The sequence below is a fragment of the Paenibacillus sp. Y301 genome (genome assembly GCF_059445505.1).
The window spans coordinates 117,245-131,943 of sequence record NZ_JCAIUL010000005.1; the positions used below are offsets into that span (position 1 = coordinate 117,245).

At 40.7% G+C, this 14,699-nt stretch carries 14 protein-coding genes and 1 other annotated feature; of the genes, 3 read left to right on the plus strand and 11 right to left on the minus strand.

Going from position 1 to position 14,699, the window contains the following annotated elements; genetic code table 11:
* Nucleotides 1-93: 93 nt before the first annotated feature.
* The 3 genes from AC1D69_RS10835 to AC1D69_RS10845 all read right to left on the minus strand — a co-directional run bounded on the left by AC1D69_RS10835 (nucleotide 94) and on the right by AC1D69_RS10845 (nucleotide 3,867).
* Nucleotides 94-576, minus strand: a complete 483-nt coding sequence (locus tag AC1D69_RS10835; protein WP_495456176.1) for a hypothetical protein — start codon at nucleotides 574-576, stop codon at nucleotides 94-96.
* Nucleotides 577-696: 120 nt separating this feature from the next.
* Nucleotides 697-2,403: an arginine--tRNA ligase gene (argS, locus tag AC1D69_RS10840; protein ID WP_495456384.1), complete on the minus strand. Its 1,707-nt coding sequence runs from the start codon at nucleotides 2,401-2,403 to the stop codon at nucleotides 697-699.
* A 62-nt stretch (nucleotides 2,404-2,465) separates the two neighbouring features.
* Nucleotides 2,466-2,739 (minus strand) — a binding site (T-box leader).
* An 81-nt stretch (nucleotides 2,740-2,820) separates the two neighbouring features.
* Nucleotides 2,821-3,867 carry a CobW family GTP-binding protein gene (locus AC1D69_RS10845; protein WP_495456177.1) on the minus strand — a complete coding sequence of 349 codons (1,047 nt, stop codon included), beginning with the start codon at nucleotides 3,865-3,867 and terminating at the stop codon, nucleotides 2,821-2,823.
* Between the two features lie 258 nt (nucleotides 3,868-4,125).
* Here AC1D69_RS10845 and AC1D69_RS10850 point away from each other — a divergent pair, with 258 nt between their 5' ends.
* The 3 genes from AC1D69_RS10850 (at nucleotide 4,126) to AC1D69_RS10860 (ending at nucleotide 5,208) form a co-directional block, all read left to right on the plus strand.
* Entirely contained in the window at nucleotides 4,126-4,635 is a 510-nt protein-coding gene (locus tag AC1D69_RS10850; protein ID WP_495456178.1) for a MogA/MoaB family molybdenum cofactor biosynthesis protein, read from the plus strand.
* 131 nt (nucleotides 4,636-4,766) lie between these two features.
* A complete protein-coding gene (locus AC1D69_RS10855; RefSeq protein ID WP_495456179.1) occupies nucleotides 4,767-5,060 on the plus strand; it encodes an HTH domain-containing protein in 294 nt (97 codons plus the stop codon).
* Between the two features lie 19 nt (nucleotides 5,061-5,079).
* Entirely contained in the window at nucleotides 5,080-5,208 is a 129-nt protein-coding gene (locus AC1D69_RS10860; protein ID WP_495456385.1) for an IS3 family transposase, read from the plus strand.
* Between the two features lie 69 nt (nucleotides 5,209-5,277).
* Here the strand turns inward: AC1D69_RS10860 and AC1D69_RS10865 are convergent, their stop codons facing one another.
* From AC1D69_RS10865 to AC1D69_RS10900, 8 genes are all read right to left on the minus strand, one after another.
* Complete coding sequence (locus AC1D69_RS10865; protein ID WP_495456180.1) at nucleotides 5,278-6,183, minus strand: copper amine oxidase N-terminal domain-containing protein; 906 nt, start codon at nucleotides 6,181-6,183, stop codon at nucleotides 5,278-5,280.
* Between the two features lie 172 nt (nucleotides 6,184-6,355).
* The gene (locus AC1D69_RS10870) at nucleotides 6,356-7,351 is read right to left on the minus strand and encodes an acrylyl-CoA reductase family protein (RefSeq protein ID WP_495456181.1); all 996 of its coding nucleotides are present in this window, start codon (nucleotides 7,349-7,351) and stop codon (nucleotides 6,356-6,358) included.
* A gap of 149 nt (nucleotides 7,352-7,500) precedes the next feature.
* Nucleotides 7,501-9,807, minus strand: a complete 2,307-nt coding sequence (locus AC1D69_RS10875; protein WP_495456182.1) for a thiamine pyrophosphate-dependent enzyme — start codon at nucleotides 9,805-9,807, stop codon at nucleotides 7,501-7,503.
* 27 nt (nucleotides 9,808-9,834) lie between these two features.
* Complete coding sequence (locus AC1D69_RS10880) at nucleotides 9,835-10,836, minus strand: 2-oxoacid:acceptor oxidoreductase family protein (protein ID WP_495456183.1); 1,002 nt, start codon at nucleotides 10,834-10,836, stop codon at nucleotides 9,835-9,837.
* 464 nt (nucleotides 10,837-11,300) lie between these two features.
* Nucleotides 11,301-12,755 carry a nicotinate phosphoribosyltransferase gene (locus AC1D69_RS10885; RefSeq protein ID WP_495456184.1) on the minus strand — a complete coding sequence of 485 codons (1,455 nt, stop codon included), beginning with the start codon at nucleotides 12,753-12,755 and terminating at the stop codon, nucleotides 11,301-11,303.
* Between the two features lie 60 nt (nucleotides 12,756-12,815).
* Nucleotides 12,816-13,358, minus strand: coding sequence for a cysteine hydrolase family protein (locus AC1D69_RS10890; protein WP_495456386.1), 543 nt, complete (start codon nucleotides 13,356-13,358; stop codon nucleotides 12,816-12,818).
* A 48-nt stretch (nucleotides 13,359-13,406) separates the two neighbouring features.
* Complete coding sequence (locus AC1D69_RS10895) at nucleotides 13,407-14,183, minus strand: NUDIX domain-containing protein (RefSeq protein ID WP_495456185.1); 777 nt, start codon at nucleotides 14,181-14,183, stop codon at nucleotides 13,407-13,409.
* Between the two features lie 88 nt (nucleotides 14,184-14,271).
* Nucleotides 14,272-14,673 carry a PaaI family thioesterase gene (locus AC1D69_RS10900; RefSeq protein ID WP_495456186.1) on the minus strand — a complete coding sequence of 134 codons (402 nt, stop codon included), beginning with the start codon at nucleotides 14,671-14,673 and terminating at the stop codon, nucleotides 14,272-14,274.
* Nucleotides 14,674-14,699 lie beyond the last annotated feature (26 nt).

Genomic DNA, 14,699 nt, shown 5'->3' on the forward strand with positions numbered 1-14,699 from the left:
TATACAGGTAATAACGAATTTCATTTCATGAAAAATAAGAAAGATCCTCATGGCCGATAGTTGGCGTGAGGATCTTTCTGTTACGTTATATTACTAAGATTTATCAGAACGAATAGGAGTAAAGTCCTTTTCCAAACCCAGTGTTCGATACAATTCACGAGAATAACCCTGAAGTTTACGTTCAAGTGCTTGCGCTTGATCTTTAAAACTTGTGAGTTCTCGAATCATACGGGATCTACCGGCTGGACTAAACGTCTCATGAATTCGTTCCTTGAAGTAATCATGGACAATATAATTTCTTAGTTTCCAAACTTCATTTAATTGAATCGTTTCCTGTTCCGAGAACGGAAAATAATGCTTAATTTCCTGTACTAATTGGCCTAATGAACTACTTAATTTACGTTGATAAAGTTCCGTGAAATCTTCTTCTGACGGAATCTTACCCTGTGATAACTTCATTAGCATTAATAAGTTAGCCAGTTGTTGTTCCAAAGCTTGCGAATAATATACAGCCAGGCCAAAATATGCAAATACATCTTTCGAATGATCACTATCGAGCAGCTTTTCTTTTCCCATATTCCGCTCCATTCACACACAACTTGTGCAAGAAGATATGCTTTTTTTACTCTTTATGTTAAAGGAATATGTGGAATCAATCAATATATGATTCTATTAATATTATCTAATCGTTGGTTATTACATACGATTTGGAGTCCGTAGACCTAGGATATTCATGGTTCTTTGTAAGGACTCGCCTGTTAACCGTGTTAAGGTTACACGTGCTTTTCTTAATTGATCTTCCTCACTCAGAATTCTTTCCTGGCTATAGAAATGATTGAAGGCCTGTGCTACATCTAATACATATCTAGCTAATACAGAAGGTTCATTATTCTGAATCCCTCTTCTCAACTGCTCCTCGAAACGGTTAAGAAGCTTAAGAAGGTGCCATCCTGAGTCTCCTAGTGCTTCTGCATACATCCCCTGCTCATTGTCGTTAAGACTACCCTCGTGAATTTGATCTAATGCATTACTCTTCGTTAAAATACTTTGGGTTCTAGTGAATGTATATTGTAAATAGGGTCCTGTCTCCCCATCGAAATTCAGCGCATCTTCCAAAGAAAAGTCTACTTCGTTAACTCGATTATTCTTCAGATCACCAAAAACAATAGCACCTATCCCTATATCTCGTGCCACTTGATCCTTATCTTCTAGATCAGGGTTCTTATCTTCAATAATCTTCAATGCTCTGGCGATAGCTTCGTCCAGCACTTCTTCAAGATAGACGATTTTACCACGACGAGTGGACATCTTCTTCCCCTCAAATTTCATTAATCCAAAGTGAACATGCGTACAATCTTTCACCCACGCCGCACCCATTTTATCTAATACTGCAAATACTTGTTGGAAATGAAGCTTCTGTTCTCCCCCGACCACATATAGAATCTGATCTGCTTTCAAGACTTCATGACGATAGAATGCCGTTGCTAAATCTCTTGTTGGATATATTGTTGTACCGTCTGATTTCATAATTAAACATGGAGGCATCCTGGCGTCCTCTAATCTTACTACACGTGCTCCTTCACTTTCCTCTAATAATCCTTTGTCCTCAAGCGCTTGAACAACTTCACCCATTTTATCGTTATAGAAGCTTTCTCCAAGAACATGATCAAAAGTAACATCCAATCGTTCGTACATTCTATTGAACTCTTCCATACTGACTTCTACGAAATATCTCCAAAGTCGCAGAGCTTCCTCATCCCCTGATTCCAACAGACGGAACCAATTTCTCGCTTCAGGCTCTAAAGTTGCATCGTGTTCAGCCTCATCATGAAAACGCACATACAACCGCAACGACTCCTGGATCGGATTCGCCTTCAAAGCTTCATCGTCACCCCACCGCTTATACGCGGTGATCTGCTTGCCGAATTGCGTCCCCCAATCCCCAAGGTGATTAACACTAATCGATACATAACCCGCTGTTTGATACATTTTGTATAATGCAGCACCAATCATGGTGGATCTTAAGTGGCCAATACCAAAAGGCTTCGCAATATTAGGAGAGGACATATCGATAATGACTCTTTTACCATGACCCATGTTCAATTGATCTACATTGAATTGCTGCAATGCATCCATCATCTTAAGAGCATACTCATTCCGGTCAAAATGTAAATTAACATAAGGCCCAACAGCTACCGCTTTGACACCTTTCATATCAATCAGATTTGCAATGTATACCGCTATCGCCTGTGGGGATTGTCTGTACTCTTTAGCCAACATGTAACATGGAAAAGCCATATCACCCATGGCAGATGAGGGAGGCTGTTCAAATAAAGCTTCTATTTCTTTTGCCGATAGATTGACATGTGGCTGGATTGCTTCTAAAGCCCATTCTTTTAACATCATTAATCATCCTCCAGATTTAATACTTTTTAAATATCAAAAAAGCCCTCATCTCTATAATAATAAGAGACGAGAGCTATAATTCCCGTGGTACCACTCTAGTTGAACACTCGTGTATGAGGATATCATTCTCCCCATTGAGTTGTTCCGCTTGATGATCTCTAACGTTGATCAACCGGATTATTCTACTGATCAGATCTATTGGAATGATCTATACGACGTTGGAATAACCATCTCTCGGGTGCGCTTCATGAGGCTCCTACATACCGGCTTCCACCACTTCCGGCTCGCTAAGTATAGGTTTACGCTCATTACTCTCCCGTTCAAAGACGTTCAATTTATAACATTATACATGTGTATGCCGTAGCAATACAATAGTGATACTAAATATTCTTTTGGAACAACAAAATGAGAGTATTATCCTCTCTTTTCTAAATCGATCAAGGCATTCTTAAGCTCCGTTTGGGAGAAATGCTCCCCAATAAATACAACGACATCCGGAACATCTCCCTGTGGGGTGATTTTTAAGAAATCAGATTCTCTAAAGGCATACTGAAATAAGAATCGTCCCGAAGTATCACTAAATGTCATAATGCCTTTGGCACGATACACTTCACGAGGTAATTGAGCAATCAGACTCTCAAAGGCTTGGCTGTCAATGGGTCCATCAAAATAATGCGTATACACCATCACATGTTCGTGAGAATCATGCATATGCTCATGTTCATCATGAGTATGATCGTGGTTATGAACATGATCTTGTTCATGATGTTCATGATTACAATTTTCGTGATGTTCCTTATTAGGGTTATCTTCACATGTACTCTTGTTCTTCCATTGCTCTGGACGAGCAACTTGTCCAAATAAAGGTACCCAATCAACATCACAGCGAACAGCTGGGATAATCGGTGCGAATTCATTCCATCGTGAGATAACGTTATGTAACTCCTCCTGCTGAATTTCATTTACCCGGTCAATTTTATTAAGAATAAGATAAGATGCACACCGAATCTGTTCCTGCATCAGACGATACGTTTTTCCCTTTTGATCCTCATAAAGTGATAATAGATGGCACGCATCCACGACAGTAATAACACTTTTAAGATCAATTTTCATATATAAAGCTGCTTCCGACACGCCGTCTAGTATTTCCATAGGATTAGCAATCCCAGTCGCTTCAATAACAATGACATCTGGTGACTCTTTCTTGATCAGATTGGAAATCTCTAGACTAAGATCACCTCGAATCGTACAACAGATACATCCACCAAGCATTTCGGTCATGGGAACGGTCTCTTCAATGAGTGCACCCTCTAAGTTCACATCGCCAATCTCATTCATAATAACGGCTGGTCGAAGTCCTTGTTCCTGCCAGTAAGACACCATTCGTTGTAACAATGTCGTTTTCCCGCTTCCTAGGAAACCTGACAATATATATATAGGTGTAACATGATTCATATTCATTAAACTTCTCCTCCACATGCATCTGTCTTTGTTAGCCGAGTTTACTGTATAGAAAAAAGTAAAGACAACTCATAACTATAGTTCATTCTAACGATGTTATACCCCGCATACAAGTGGCACATCATTCTCCGAATAATGACGTTCTGTCTATAACCTAAAGATATGGACTAGCATATTGCAGAGTTATCGGGGAAGATTTATGCTTATATATAAGAAATAGATGCAAAATAGATGAATACCTAAGGAGAGGAATAACGAATGAATTCAGTAGAACAACATCGTAGTGAAGCACCTGACACCGTATCTTGCATGGTTATTACTGTATCAGATACACGGAATGAAGAAACAGATACAAGTGGGCAATTGATGATGTCCCTTTTACAAGAGGCGGGTTATTCTATCACTAAATATGTTATTGTCAAAGATGATTACGACGGCGTAAGAGAATTAATCTATGAAGCTGCCTCTAATGAAAGTATAGAAGCTGTCTTGTTAACAGGAGGAACGGGTATTTCCCATCGAGATACAACTTTTGAAGCTGTGTCTTCCATATTGGATCGTGTATTACCTGGATTCGGAGAAATTTTTCGCTTCTTGAGCTTCAGTGAGGATATTGGTTCCGCCGCAATATTGAGTAGAGCCATTGCTGGAACGGTAGGGAATACAGCTGTGTTCTCCATGCCAGGATCTAAAGGAGCCGTCAAGTTAGCTATGGAGCGCATTATCATACCAGAACTACGTCATGTCATCAGAGAACTTCATAAATAATCATTAGAAAAAGAGACAAACACCCTTCGATGAACTGTGACCCGTAAGATGGAAACTTTGAAAAAAGTGACCCTCTTGCGGGTCATTTGTGTTTTAATCGAACTAATGGATAAAAAAGCGGGGGAAAAGCTATGAACAAAACGCGAGGCACTTCAAAGATATTCAACGAAAATGAGATCAGACAGCTAGAGATGAATCCAAATGTGGAGAATGTGACGGAGAAGAGTATTACGTATTCGTCTACATTTAAGCTAGCTGCGCTTAAAGCCTACAAGGAAGGTCAAACCCCAATGGAAGTTTTTCTTGAAGCGGGATTTGACTTGGATGTTATCGGCCGCAATAAGCCCAAGCATTGTCTAAGTCGTTGGCGTAATTCGTACAATACCCATGGAGAAGCCGGATTTTTTTGGCCATATGAAGGATGATTTGGAGTACAAGTCATGTATGACCCTCATTGAGTTGCGAACAAGGGTTGGTGATTATATCGCCTACTATAACTCCGAACGATATCAATGGGCATTAAAAAAAATGACTCCCGATGAATTTAGGAGTCACCTATTAACTGCCTCTTAAAGGTCTTCTTTTTCAAACTTTCCACAAATACGGTCTGGTCACAGTTCACGATTGGGCACTTGTCTCTATTTATTTCTCGTTACGAACTTCATTTGGCAATACTAGCGAGACTTTTCCATCACTTGATTCAATTACACCTTTAAGATCAATTTTGCCACTTTCTTCTGACAAGCTGTCTCCCTGTCCTCCAGTTACATAATAGAGAAACTCTTTATCTATCTTGGGAGTGTTTCCCTTCTGTGCCGTAAACTTTTTATCTATAAATTGCTGAAGTGGATCCCCCTTTTGCAAATGAGCTTGCCAGGTCACAATAGGGAAATCTTCCTTGAACTCATATAGCGACACCGTATCTCCTTGTATAACATAACATCGAAGCGCCTCTCCCTCAGGGAATATAAAGGTACTGCTCTGATTTTCTTCATCATCATTCGTAACCACTAATGGCTTGTTCATATAATGAACATTAGATGTCCCCATTAATTTTTTAGCTAACGTACGCGCTTCCTTTAAAGATCCTTCATACAGAGTCGAACGTTCTTTGGTACTTAATGGGGATTTAATAAACACGGATATACCGTCCCAATCGACGTTATAACCATATTGCTGAGATAGAAATCGTAATGGTACATATATCCGATTGTTTTCTTTTTTCACAGAAACATCTAATGTAATTACATCTGATTCATCCGCTTTTCCATCCCTAGTCGCTGTCTTCTTACCTAGCGTGAGAATGACACTTTCAGACCATTTACGGATCGTTACCGTGTTATTCTTCTGCTCCCACGTTACCTTAGCACCTAATGATTCTGCTATAACACGAATAGGAACAAGAACTCGTCCTTGTTCAAGGATAGGCGCGACCGTACTTTGTACCTCTTTATCTTTTATAAATATGGATATGGGTTTCGCAGCATTTGCTATAGAACCCATACTAAGCATGCTAAGAATGACCAATGTAGATACAATCTTCTTCATGTAATACTCCCTCGCTCTCTTCCTATATAAACGTTTATTACACCTCCAAGGTTCCACTTAATCAAAAAAAAAAAAAAAGAAAGAGTATACCACTGTCACCAGTAGATACTCCGTTACAAATCCTTCCATTACTCTGTCTATTTCCTATGATTCTAGCAATGTCCTGCCCATCCTAACCCAGTTTCACTACGGTTCGACCAACGGCTCCACCCTGTAAAATGGACTCTAAAACGTTTGGCAATTCACCTAAGGAAATCTCTCTTACAGCTTGCTCTAACATGTTAACAGGTTTCCATTCTTCTCCCAATTTACGCCACATCGCCTGTCTCCGTTCCATCGAACAATAGACGGAATCAATACCCAACAATTGTATGCCCCGAAGTATAAATGGATACACCGTACTATCGAAGTTCCCGCCTCCCGTTAATCCAGATAGAGCTACACCTCCACCATACTGAACACTTTTTAACAGGCTGTTTAAATTAGGTCCACCAACAGGATCAATAATAGCTGCCCAACGTTCTTTTGATAGCACACCTTTCGGAGGGGCAATAATATCTTCGCGACTAATCACGGAGGTGGCACCTAGATGATGTAACCAATCTTTTTGTAGCTCACTTTTCCCAGTACTTGCGACAACCTCATATCCAAGCTGAGCTAAAATAGTAATGGCTACACTACCAACTCCTCCTGTTGCCCCTGTCACTAATACAGGTCCACGTTCTGGTGTTAGTCCATTCAGAATAAGGCTATCCACGGATAATGCTGCTGTAAATCCTGCCGTGCCTATACTCATTGCTTCTTTGAAGGTGAGTCCAGTAGGAAGCGACACCAGCCATTCCCCACTTAGCCTCACATAGCGACTATATCCACCGAAATGGGACACACCTAATCCATATCCCGTACATAAGACGGTATCTCCTACTTTAAAGCGTGGATGACTAGATTCCACGACCGTTCCTGCTAAATCTATGCCTGGGACAAAAGGGTATGAATTCACGATTCTCCCTTCAGGTGAATTCGCTAACCCATCTTTGTAATTTACGCCAGAATAATAGACCTCGACGATAACGTCCCCTTCTGGCAATTGATCTATATCTAAACTCTCCACACCACTACGAAACCCTTGTTCATCTTTATGAATGACAAATGCCTTAAACTTTTTCATTTTAGTGCTCCTTTCCTTTCTTAACCAGATTTTTAACCAGATTAAATACTAATCACATAACTGATTTCCACATTATACTTATCCATGATGAGAAAAAGAAGGCCTATTCCTTCTAGTGAGGAGAGAGGCCTTCTTTTATTAAAATATACTTACAAATATGGACTCTCATGTTTCGCCTTCAACACATGCCACCGGCGATTGATTTCGTTCTGGAAACTGTCATATGCCTCTTGGTTTTCTGGTTTGAGAAGATGTCGTGTTTTTCCCATCCATTTCAACCATTCACGAAGCTCGACTTTCTTATTTTTATCCTCAGGATTATAGGTGATAGTTGTGCATCCATGTTCCACTTCATACAGTGGGAAGAAACAACAATCTACTGCTTCATTCACGATCTGAGTTCCCTCATTATCATTGGACAGCCAATTCAATGGACATGCGATCAATATTTTGCCATACACTAATCCTTCATTCTGAGCATAATATTGGGCTTTTGCGGCTTTCTTCACCAAATCTTGAGGAAATGCTTCTGAACCCGTAAATACATAAGGTATATTAGTAGCAGCCATAATCTGAGCTGTATCTTTATGATGGGTTGTCTTGCCTTGTTGTGCCTTCCCTATGTTCGAGGTCGAAGTACGATTTCCTATAGGCGTTGAATAGGACTGCTGTGCTCCGGTGTTCATATATCCTTCATTATCATATTCAATGATGATCATCTTATGATTTCGAAGAGCTGCCCCGATGGCAGGACCCATCCCAATATCCATTCCTCCATCACCGGTTACCATGACAAATGTAAAGTCATCCTGTAACCCTAAATGATCCAATTCGCCCCGACGCTTCCGCTCCCAGAACATTTCTACAACACCTGATAGTGTCGCTGCACCATTCTGGAACAGATTATGGATAAAGGTAGATTTATGCGACGAATACGGGTAACCCGTAGTCACGACCATTGCACAACCTGTATGATACAGGGCAATAATATCCCCTTCAATTCCTTTGAAGAAGGTCTCTAATCCCGAGAATATTCCACAGCCAGGGCAAGCACCATGTCCAGGAGATATTCGCTTCGGTTTCTTCGTTAACGATCGCATAGGAGGGATACGAACACTTAACTTCCCTGTGACTTCATCCTTCTTAACTGTAATTAAACCTGTCTTTAAATCTTCAAACTTCATAGGCTTAAGTAGCCGCTTAGGAGCCTTATCTGCTTCTCCTACCGTATGACCATAATAATCGAAGGGAACTTCTACTGTACCTTTTGCGGCCGCATCGATCGCGAGATTGAATAATTGATGACCATCTTCAGCGTAGAACTCCTTCCCTCCGAGACCGTAAATACGGCTGATCACTTGGGTAGTAGTATTGCCATATGTGAACAGTGCAGCTTTAATCTCATTAACCATATTTCCACCATGCGCCCCATAAGAGTCGGCACGATCTCCAACGGTTATAGCTTTAACATGTTGAAGCGCATCTGCTATTTGTTTCTGTGGAAAAGGCCGGATCATATTGGGTGCGATTGAACCCGCTTTAATTCCTTGACTACGAAGCTGATCGACCACATCTTTGATGATCTCAGAAGCTGAATTCATGAGGAAGACAGCAACCTCAGCGTCCTCCATACAATACATGTCTAACATTTCATAATGTCTGCCTGTGAGTTGTTTATATTCGCTAGAAATGACCTCAAACACATCTCCTGCATTGTACATCGCTTGTGACTGTTGGTATTTATTATTAATATAATCCGGTTCATTCATATAAGGACCGACTGTGATCGGGTTGTCTCTATCTAACGTATTTGGGAAGCCCTCAGGAGGCTTTTCACCAACGAACTTAAGAACATCCTCGCGATGGGCAAAAGCTTGAACACGGCGCTTCTGATGCGATGTGAAGTAGCCATCGGAAGCCACCATCACGGGCAGTCGCACATCAGGATGCTCAGCTAACTTCAACGCAATTAAGTTCATATCATAAACAGATTGAGGATCGCGACACATCAAGATCGGCCAGCCTGTGTTTAAAGCGAAATATAAATCAGAATGATCTCCATGAATGTTAAGAGGTCCTGAAACAGAACGACATACTAGATTCATTACCATTGGGAAACGTGTTCCTGACTGTACTGGCATCTGTTCTAACATAAACATATATCCATTAGCACTAGTCGCATTAAATACACGTCCACCCGCTGTAGATGCGCCATAACAGATTCCCGCCGAACTATGTTCTCCATCCGAGGGAATCAATTTAATATCATGTTGTCCACTTGCCTTCATTAAATCCAAATACTGTGCCACCTCGGTTGAGGGGGAGATTGGAAAGTAACCCATTACATGATAATTAATCTGATATGCAGCATAAGCAGCCATTTCATTCCCTGATTCATATACCGTTAACTGCTCCACTTCAGATAAAGCTAGTTCTTTTTCATAATTAACAGCCATTAGAGTATCCCACCTTTCACCATTGTTCTAAACGTAATCAAAAACTTGCTTAACGGTCTGTGCATCTGCTGCTCCATCTTCTTCAAGCACTTTAGAAAGCGCATCTGTTGGACATGCTTCAATACATTTCAGACACCCTTTGCAATACTGGAAGTCAATCCCTTTTAGGAACATTTGTGGTCTTCCCTTTTTATCAGGCTGCTCTTCCCATACAAAGCATAAGTCTGGGCATACTGTGTCACATTGAGCACAATGAATACAATCATCTACTTCAAAATGAGGCATCATCCCAGAACGTGAAATACTGAGATTCTTTAAAAAGCTATTCCCAGGATTCGTTATCACTCCTCCGATGGACTGTGTCTCATATCCAAGCACAGGTGTATCTGCACGTACAAATTCAGGCATTGTTAATCCATCTTGTAAAGGGAACTCCTGAATCGCAACTTCGTTGTACCCACGATCAAATGTGTTCAATGCTGAAGCAACACTTTGCGGATACTTACTTTCAAGTGATTTGCGGATAACGTCCTTCATGGTATCTGGGTCTAGAAAAGGACACAATCGGAACATTGCGCCTAACATAGCCATATTAACGCGATTCTTCTCAGTTAAAGCAATCCCTGTTGCATCAATGACAGCAATTGTTCCTCCGAGCATATTTAGCGTACTCTTTAATTGTTCAGGTGACTTCTGCGAGTTAATTAAGACTATACTATCTGCATAAATTCCACTGACTACATTGACGGTCTTAGCTAAAGCTTCATGAAAAATACAGACCACATGAGGACGCTCTACAGGAGATGTATCCCGAATGGGTGTATTTAAATCACAAAATCGGATGTGTGCTTTAACAGGAGAGCCCTTCTTCTCAGAACCATATGAGGAGAAACTAACCCCGTTCAGTCCTGCTCCTTCAACACCCGCTTCAGCTAGCATTTTGCCAGCAAGATTTGCCCCAAGACCTCCAATTGATTCTAACCGAATTTCAAAGAAACCCAGCTCATTCACTTTTGGTAGATTTACCACCGACATAACCCCTCTCAGGATATTTTCTGTAAAATGTAGATGCTTTCATTTAACGAAATATCACAAATTTTAGATATGATAAAAATCATATTCAGTCGATACGGAGCCTGTCTATGCACCTTTAATCCCTTGTCGAACAAGAATGTAATTTGACAACTCCTGCGCTTTCCCGAGAAATAATTCTCTACGAATACATAACATTTCATGATCTATATCCATACAAGCATAAACGGCTTCGCCGTCCTTTAGCGGCGATGAAACGTTTAGCGTTGAAATATAATCCTATGTATAAGCAGAAATACTTATAAATTCTTATATTTTCAAAAAAAAAGATGGAGCGTCCTTTTTGCAAAGGACGCTCCATCGGTTCATATACCAGAAGCAACATCATCATTCACTATTTCTCATACCTAAAAGCACGTTAAAGATCCCTTGGGATCTTTAACGTGCTTTTAGGTTATAGCTTATACATCCTCATCTTCCATGTATTCAGCCATCATGTTTTTCTTTAACTCCCATACCTTCTCGCTAATATTCGTACGATATATTTCTGGATTTAGCTTTCGCAGATATTGCGGCCAGAATAGATTTAGCTGTTCTTTATGGAATTTACGAATCGCATCCAGTGTCGGTAATTCATATACTTTATTGCCATCCACAAAGATAGGCTCAAGCATAGGAATCGCATCATAATTACGAATCGTCTTTTGTAAATAGGAATGTTGCGGGTTGAACAATTTAATAGGTGCACCTTCACGTATTTGAACCTCTTCAGGATGACAAATATAATCTGCCAACGCTTTACCACTGGTTCGATCAATAATCCGATAAACATCTTTCTTACCAGGTGTAGATACCTTCTCAGGATTAGCAGAAATTTTGATGGTTGGTTTCATCACATGATCTACTTCTCGCTCAACAAGCTTATATACACCACCTAGAGAAGGTTGGTCAGCCGCTGTAATTAGTTGTGTTCCAACTCCCCATGTATCAATCCGGGCACCCTGACTCTTTAAATCGAGAATGGTATTCTCATCTAAATCGTTCGATGCGACGATCTTAACGTTAGGTAGACCTGCTTCATCTAACATTTTACGAGCCTCAATAGAGAGATAAGCTAAGTCACCACTGTCTAAGCGAATCGCAGATAATTCCTTCCCAATCGATGATAAGTACTTAGCTGTCTCAATGGCATGTGGTACACCACTATTCAGCGTATCGTACGTATCCACTAATAATGACACTTGATTCGGAAGTACCTTCGCATAAGCATCGAAAGATTCTTGTTCACTGTTAAAACTCTGTACCCATGAATGCGCATGTGTACCTTTCGTTGGAATCCCAAATTTCTTACCTGCTAGCATATTAGATGTTGCATGGAATCCCGCAATATAAGCTGCACGAGCTCCCCAGACTGCAGCATCCGCCTCTTGTGCACGACGTGTCCCAAATTCTAGTAACATGTCCTGTCCTGCAACCTGCTTAATCCGTGATGCTTTGGTGGCAATCAGCGTCTGGAAGTTCATAAAATTAAGGAGTGCCGTCTCCACTAACTGTGTTTCCATCAGCCTACCTTCCACTCGGATTAGAGGTTCGTTTGGAAATACTAAAGCCCCTTCTTGCATGGAATAAATAGTTCCCTGAAAACGGAATTGACGCAATTCATCCAAAAAGGCAGGATCATAATTTTCTTCTTGTTCCGCGAGATATTGTATATCTTCCTCTGTAAATTGAAGATTAGATATATAATTAATAATTCGCTCCAACCCTGCAAACACGGCATAACCATTACCGAAAGGAAGTTTTCGGAAATAGGCTTCAAATACTGCCTTACGGTCATGCGTGCCTAAATGCCAGTGCGCATACATCATATTTATCTGATATTTATCAGTATGTAACGCAAGATCTTCTGTTTGCACGACGTTCTCCCCCTTGTTATTCTGCGGTTCCTTGTTGTATACATGAAAAGGAGTAGATGTTTATGAACCTCTAATCACATGAGCGCCTAGACTATTTGTGAAGTGTTGTAGAGCCCATTCATGTCCACCAGGATTAAAGCTAGCCACAGCGTCCTCAAACACCGTAATGCTATATCCCTTATTGTACGCATCAACAGCCGTATGGAGCACGCAGATATCTGTACACACTCCGATTAGATGAACCTCAGTAATTCCACGTTCCTTGAGTAAGATGTCTAGATTTGTCCCACAAAAAGCACTGTATCTCGTCTTATCCATCCAATAGATAGACTCTTGATTTCGCTGATAGACATCAGCTAAATCACCATACAATTCTCTACCTTGTGTACCTCGGATATTATGGGACGGGAATAAAGCAGTCTCCGGATGATAAGGATCATTCTCCTCATGAAGATCGACGGCCATAATAACGAAATCACCTTGATCTACATACTTCTGTGTGATGATCGCAATAGTCTCTTGAATGTCTATGCCGGGCTGTCCCACGGGAAGACTACCTTCCACGAAATCATAGGTAAAATCAATGACGATTAGTGCTTTCATCATCCCACTCCTCATTAATTAATTCATTGTTAAGTAAAGATTGTTAAATCAAGTATAGATCGATAATAAAGGAACATCATCTGTAAACATATACATTTGTGCAGAGCGTTGAGAATATTGATTGGAGCTAACCTTCTTGCCTGTCTCATCCTTCACTTCTTCAAGAATACCTTGTCTACTCCGTGTAGAAGTGATTTTGCGAATGAAATTTGGCTCTTTAAATTCCGGCACAACCGTCTGAATAACTTGGTATAGCTCACTCAGTGTGAAATGCTTCGGTAAAAATTGCTTAGCTATCGTCGTCTGCAACATCTTCTGTTGAATTCTTACATAAGCATCCCGGATAATCTCACGATGATCGAAAGCAAGCTCTAATTGATCGAGGGCTTCATGAATGCCGAACAGTCCTACTTCTCCTGCATCATCCGCAGCTTGGCGTTGTTCCAACATCCATTCTTCTACGAGTGCAAAGAAAGCATTACTAATAATCCAACCCCGTGGGTCTCGACCCGGTTGACTGTAGACACCTAAATATTCTAGATGACCACCGTCTACGCCCGTTTCTTCTTTCAATTCTCGCTTAGCAGCGTCATAGATGGATTCACTTTCTTGGCAGAATCCCCCAGGCAATGCCCACATACCTGCATATGGCCAAGACTTACGACGGATCAGCATGACCTTAAGTTCACGAATAGGTAACGTCTTCGTAACAGTCTTGCGTTCTCGTTTCGTCAGGGTAAACATAACAATGTCTGCAGGAACACCATCCGGTGTACGATATTTCTTTGCATTATAAGTTTCGGGTTGATTCTCTTCTTCATTCATCTCGTATCACCACATAACATTCTATTTGATATTATCATTATGATCTATTAAATATATTTGTCAAGCCTTATCCAATATTCTTCCATACCTATTTGATATTTAATACACGGAAACTTCCTGTCGATATACATCCTAACGTACCTTCACTGTCATGAATACGTGCTTCTGTCGTTAAACTACGTCCCGCTTCATGAATTACGATAGCAGTTACCGTAAGCCGCCCTTGTTTCATTGGTGATACAAAGTGTACATTCATATTTGTTGTTACACATGCATCCACATTTTTAGCCGCTGTAGCTACCATCCCCATCGCCTGATCCATAAGTGAAGTTAGAACCCCACCATGAATAATACCTAACGAATTTGTGTGATGTTTCTCAGCATTTAACGCAATCTTCACTTTTTGTCCATTGCCTGAAATAAATTCACATCCGAGAAATCCCCAAAACGTATCCTGACCTTTGGAGATCATGCTGTCTAAGCCTTCCATATTATGCTCCCCCTATATGTCTGTGT

Excerpts from the sequence above, each read along its gene's own strand:
- AC1D69_RS10890 (WP_495456386.1), bottom strand. The coding sequence starts at position 13,358 with ATGAAAGCACTAATCGTCATTGATTTTACCTATGATTTCGTGGAAGGT.
- AC1D69_RS10870 (WP_495456181.1), bottom strand. The coding sequence starts at position 7,351 with ATGAAAAAGTTTAAGGCATTTGTCATTCATAAAGATGAACAAGGGTTT.
- AC1D69_RS10835 (WP_495456176.1), bottom strand. The coding sequence starts at position 576 with ATGGGAAAAGAAAAGCTGCTCGATAGTGATCATTCGAAAGATGTATTT.
- argS (WP_495456384.1), bottom strand. The coding sequence starts at position 2,403 with ATGTTAAAAGAATGGGCTTTAGAAGCAATCCAGCCACATGTCAATCTA.
- AC1D69_RS10895 (WP_495456185.1), bottom strand. The coding sequence starts at position 14,183 with ATGAATGAAGAAGAGAATCAACCCGAAACTTATAATGCAAAGAAATAT.
- AC1D69_RS10875 (WP_495456182.1), bottom strand. The coding sequence starts at position 9,807 with ATGGCTGTTAATTATGAAAAAGAACTAGCTTTATCTGAAGTGGAGCAG.
- AC1D69_RS10900 (WP_495456186.1), bottom strand. The coding sequence starts at position 14,673 with ATGGAAGGCTTAGACAGCATGATCTCCAAAGGTCAGGATACGTTTTGG.
- AC1D69_RS10855 (WP_495456179.1), top strand. The coding sequence starts at position 4,767 with ATGAACAAAACGCGAGGCACTTCAAAGATATTCAACGAAAATGAGATC.
- AC1D69_RS10850 (WP_495456178.1), top strand. The coding sequence starts at position 4,126 with ATGAATTCAGTAGAACAACATCGTAGTGAAGCACCTGACACCGTATCT.
- AC1D69_RS10845 (WP_495456177.1), bottom strand. The coding sequence starts at position 3,867 with ATGAATATGAATCATGTTACACCTATATATATATTGTCAGGTTTCCTA.
- AC1D69_RS10865 (WP_495456180.1), bottom strand. The coding sequence starts at position 6,183 with ATGAAGAAGATTGTATCTACATTGGTCATTCTTAGCATGCTTAGTATG.
- AC1D69_RS10860 (WP_495456385.1), top strand. The coding sequence starts at position 5,080 with ATGACCCTCATTGAGTTGCGAACAAGGGTTGGTGATTATATCGCCTAC.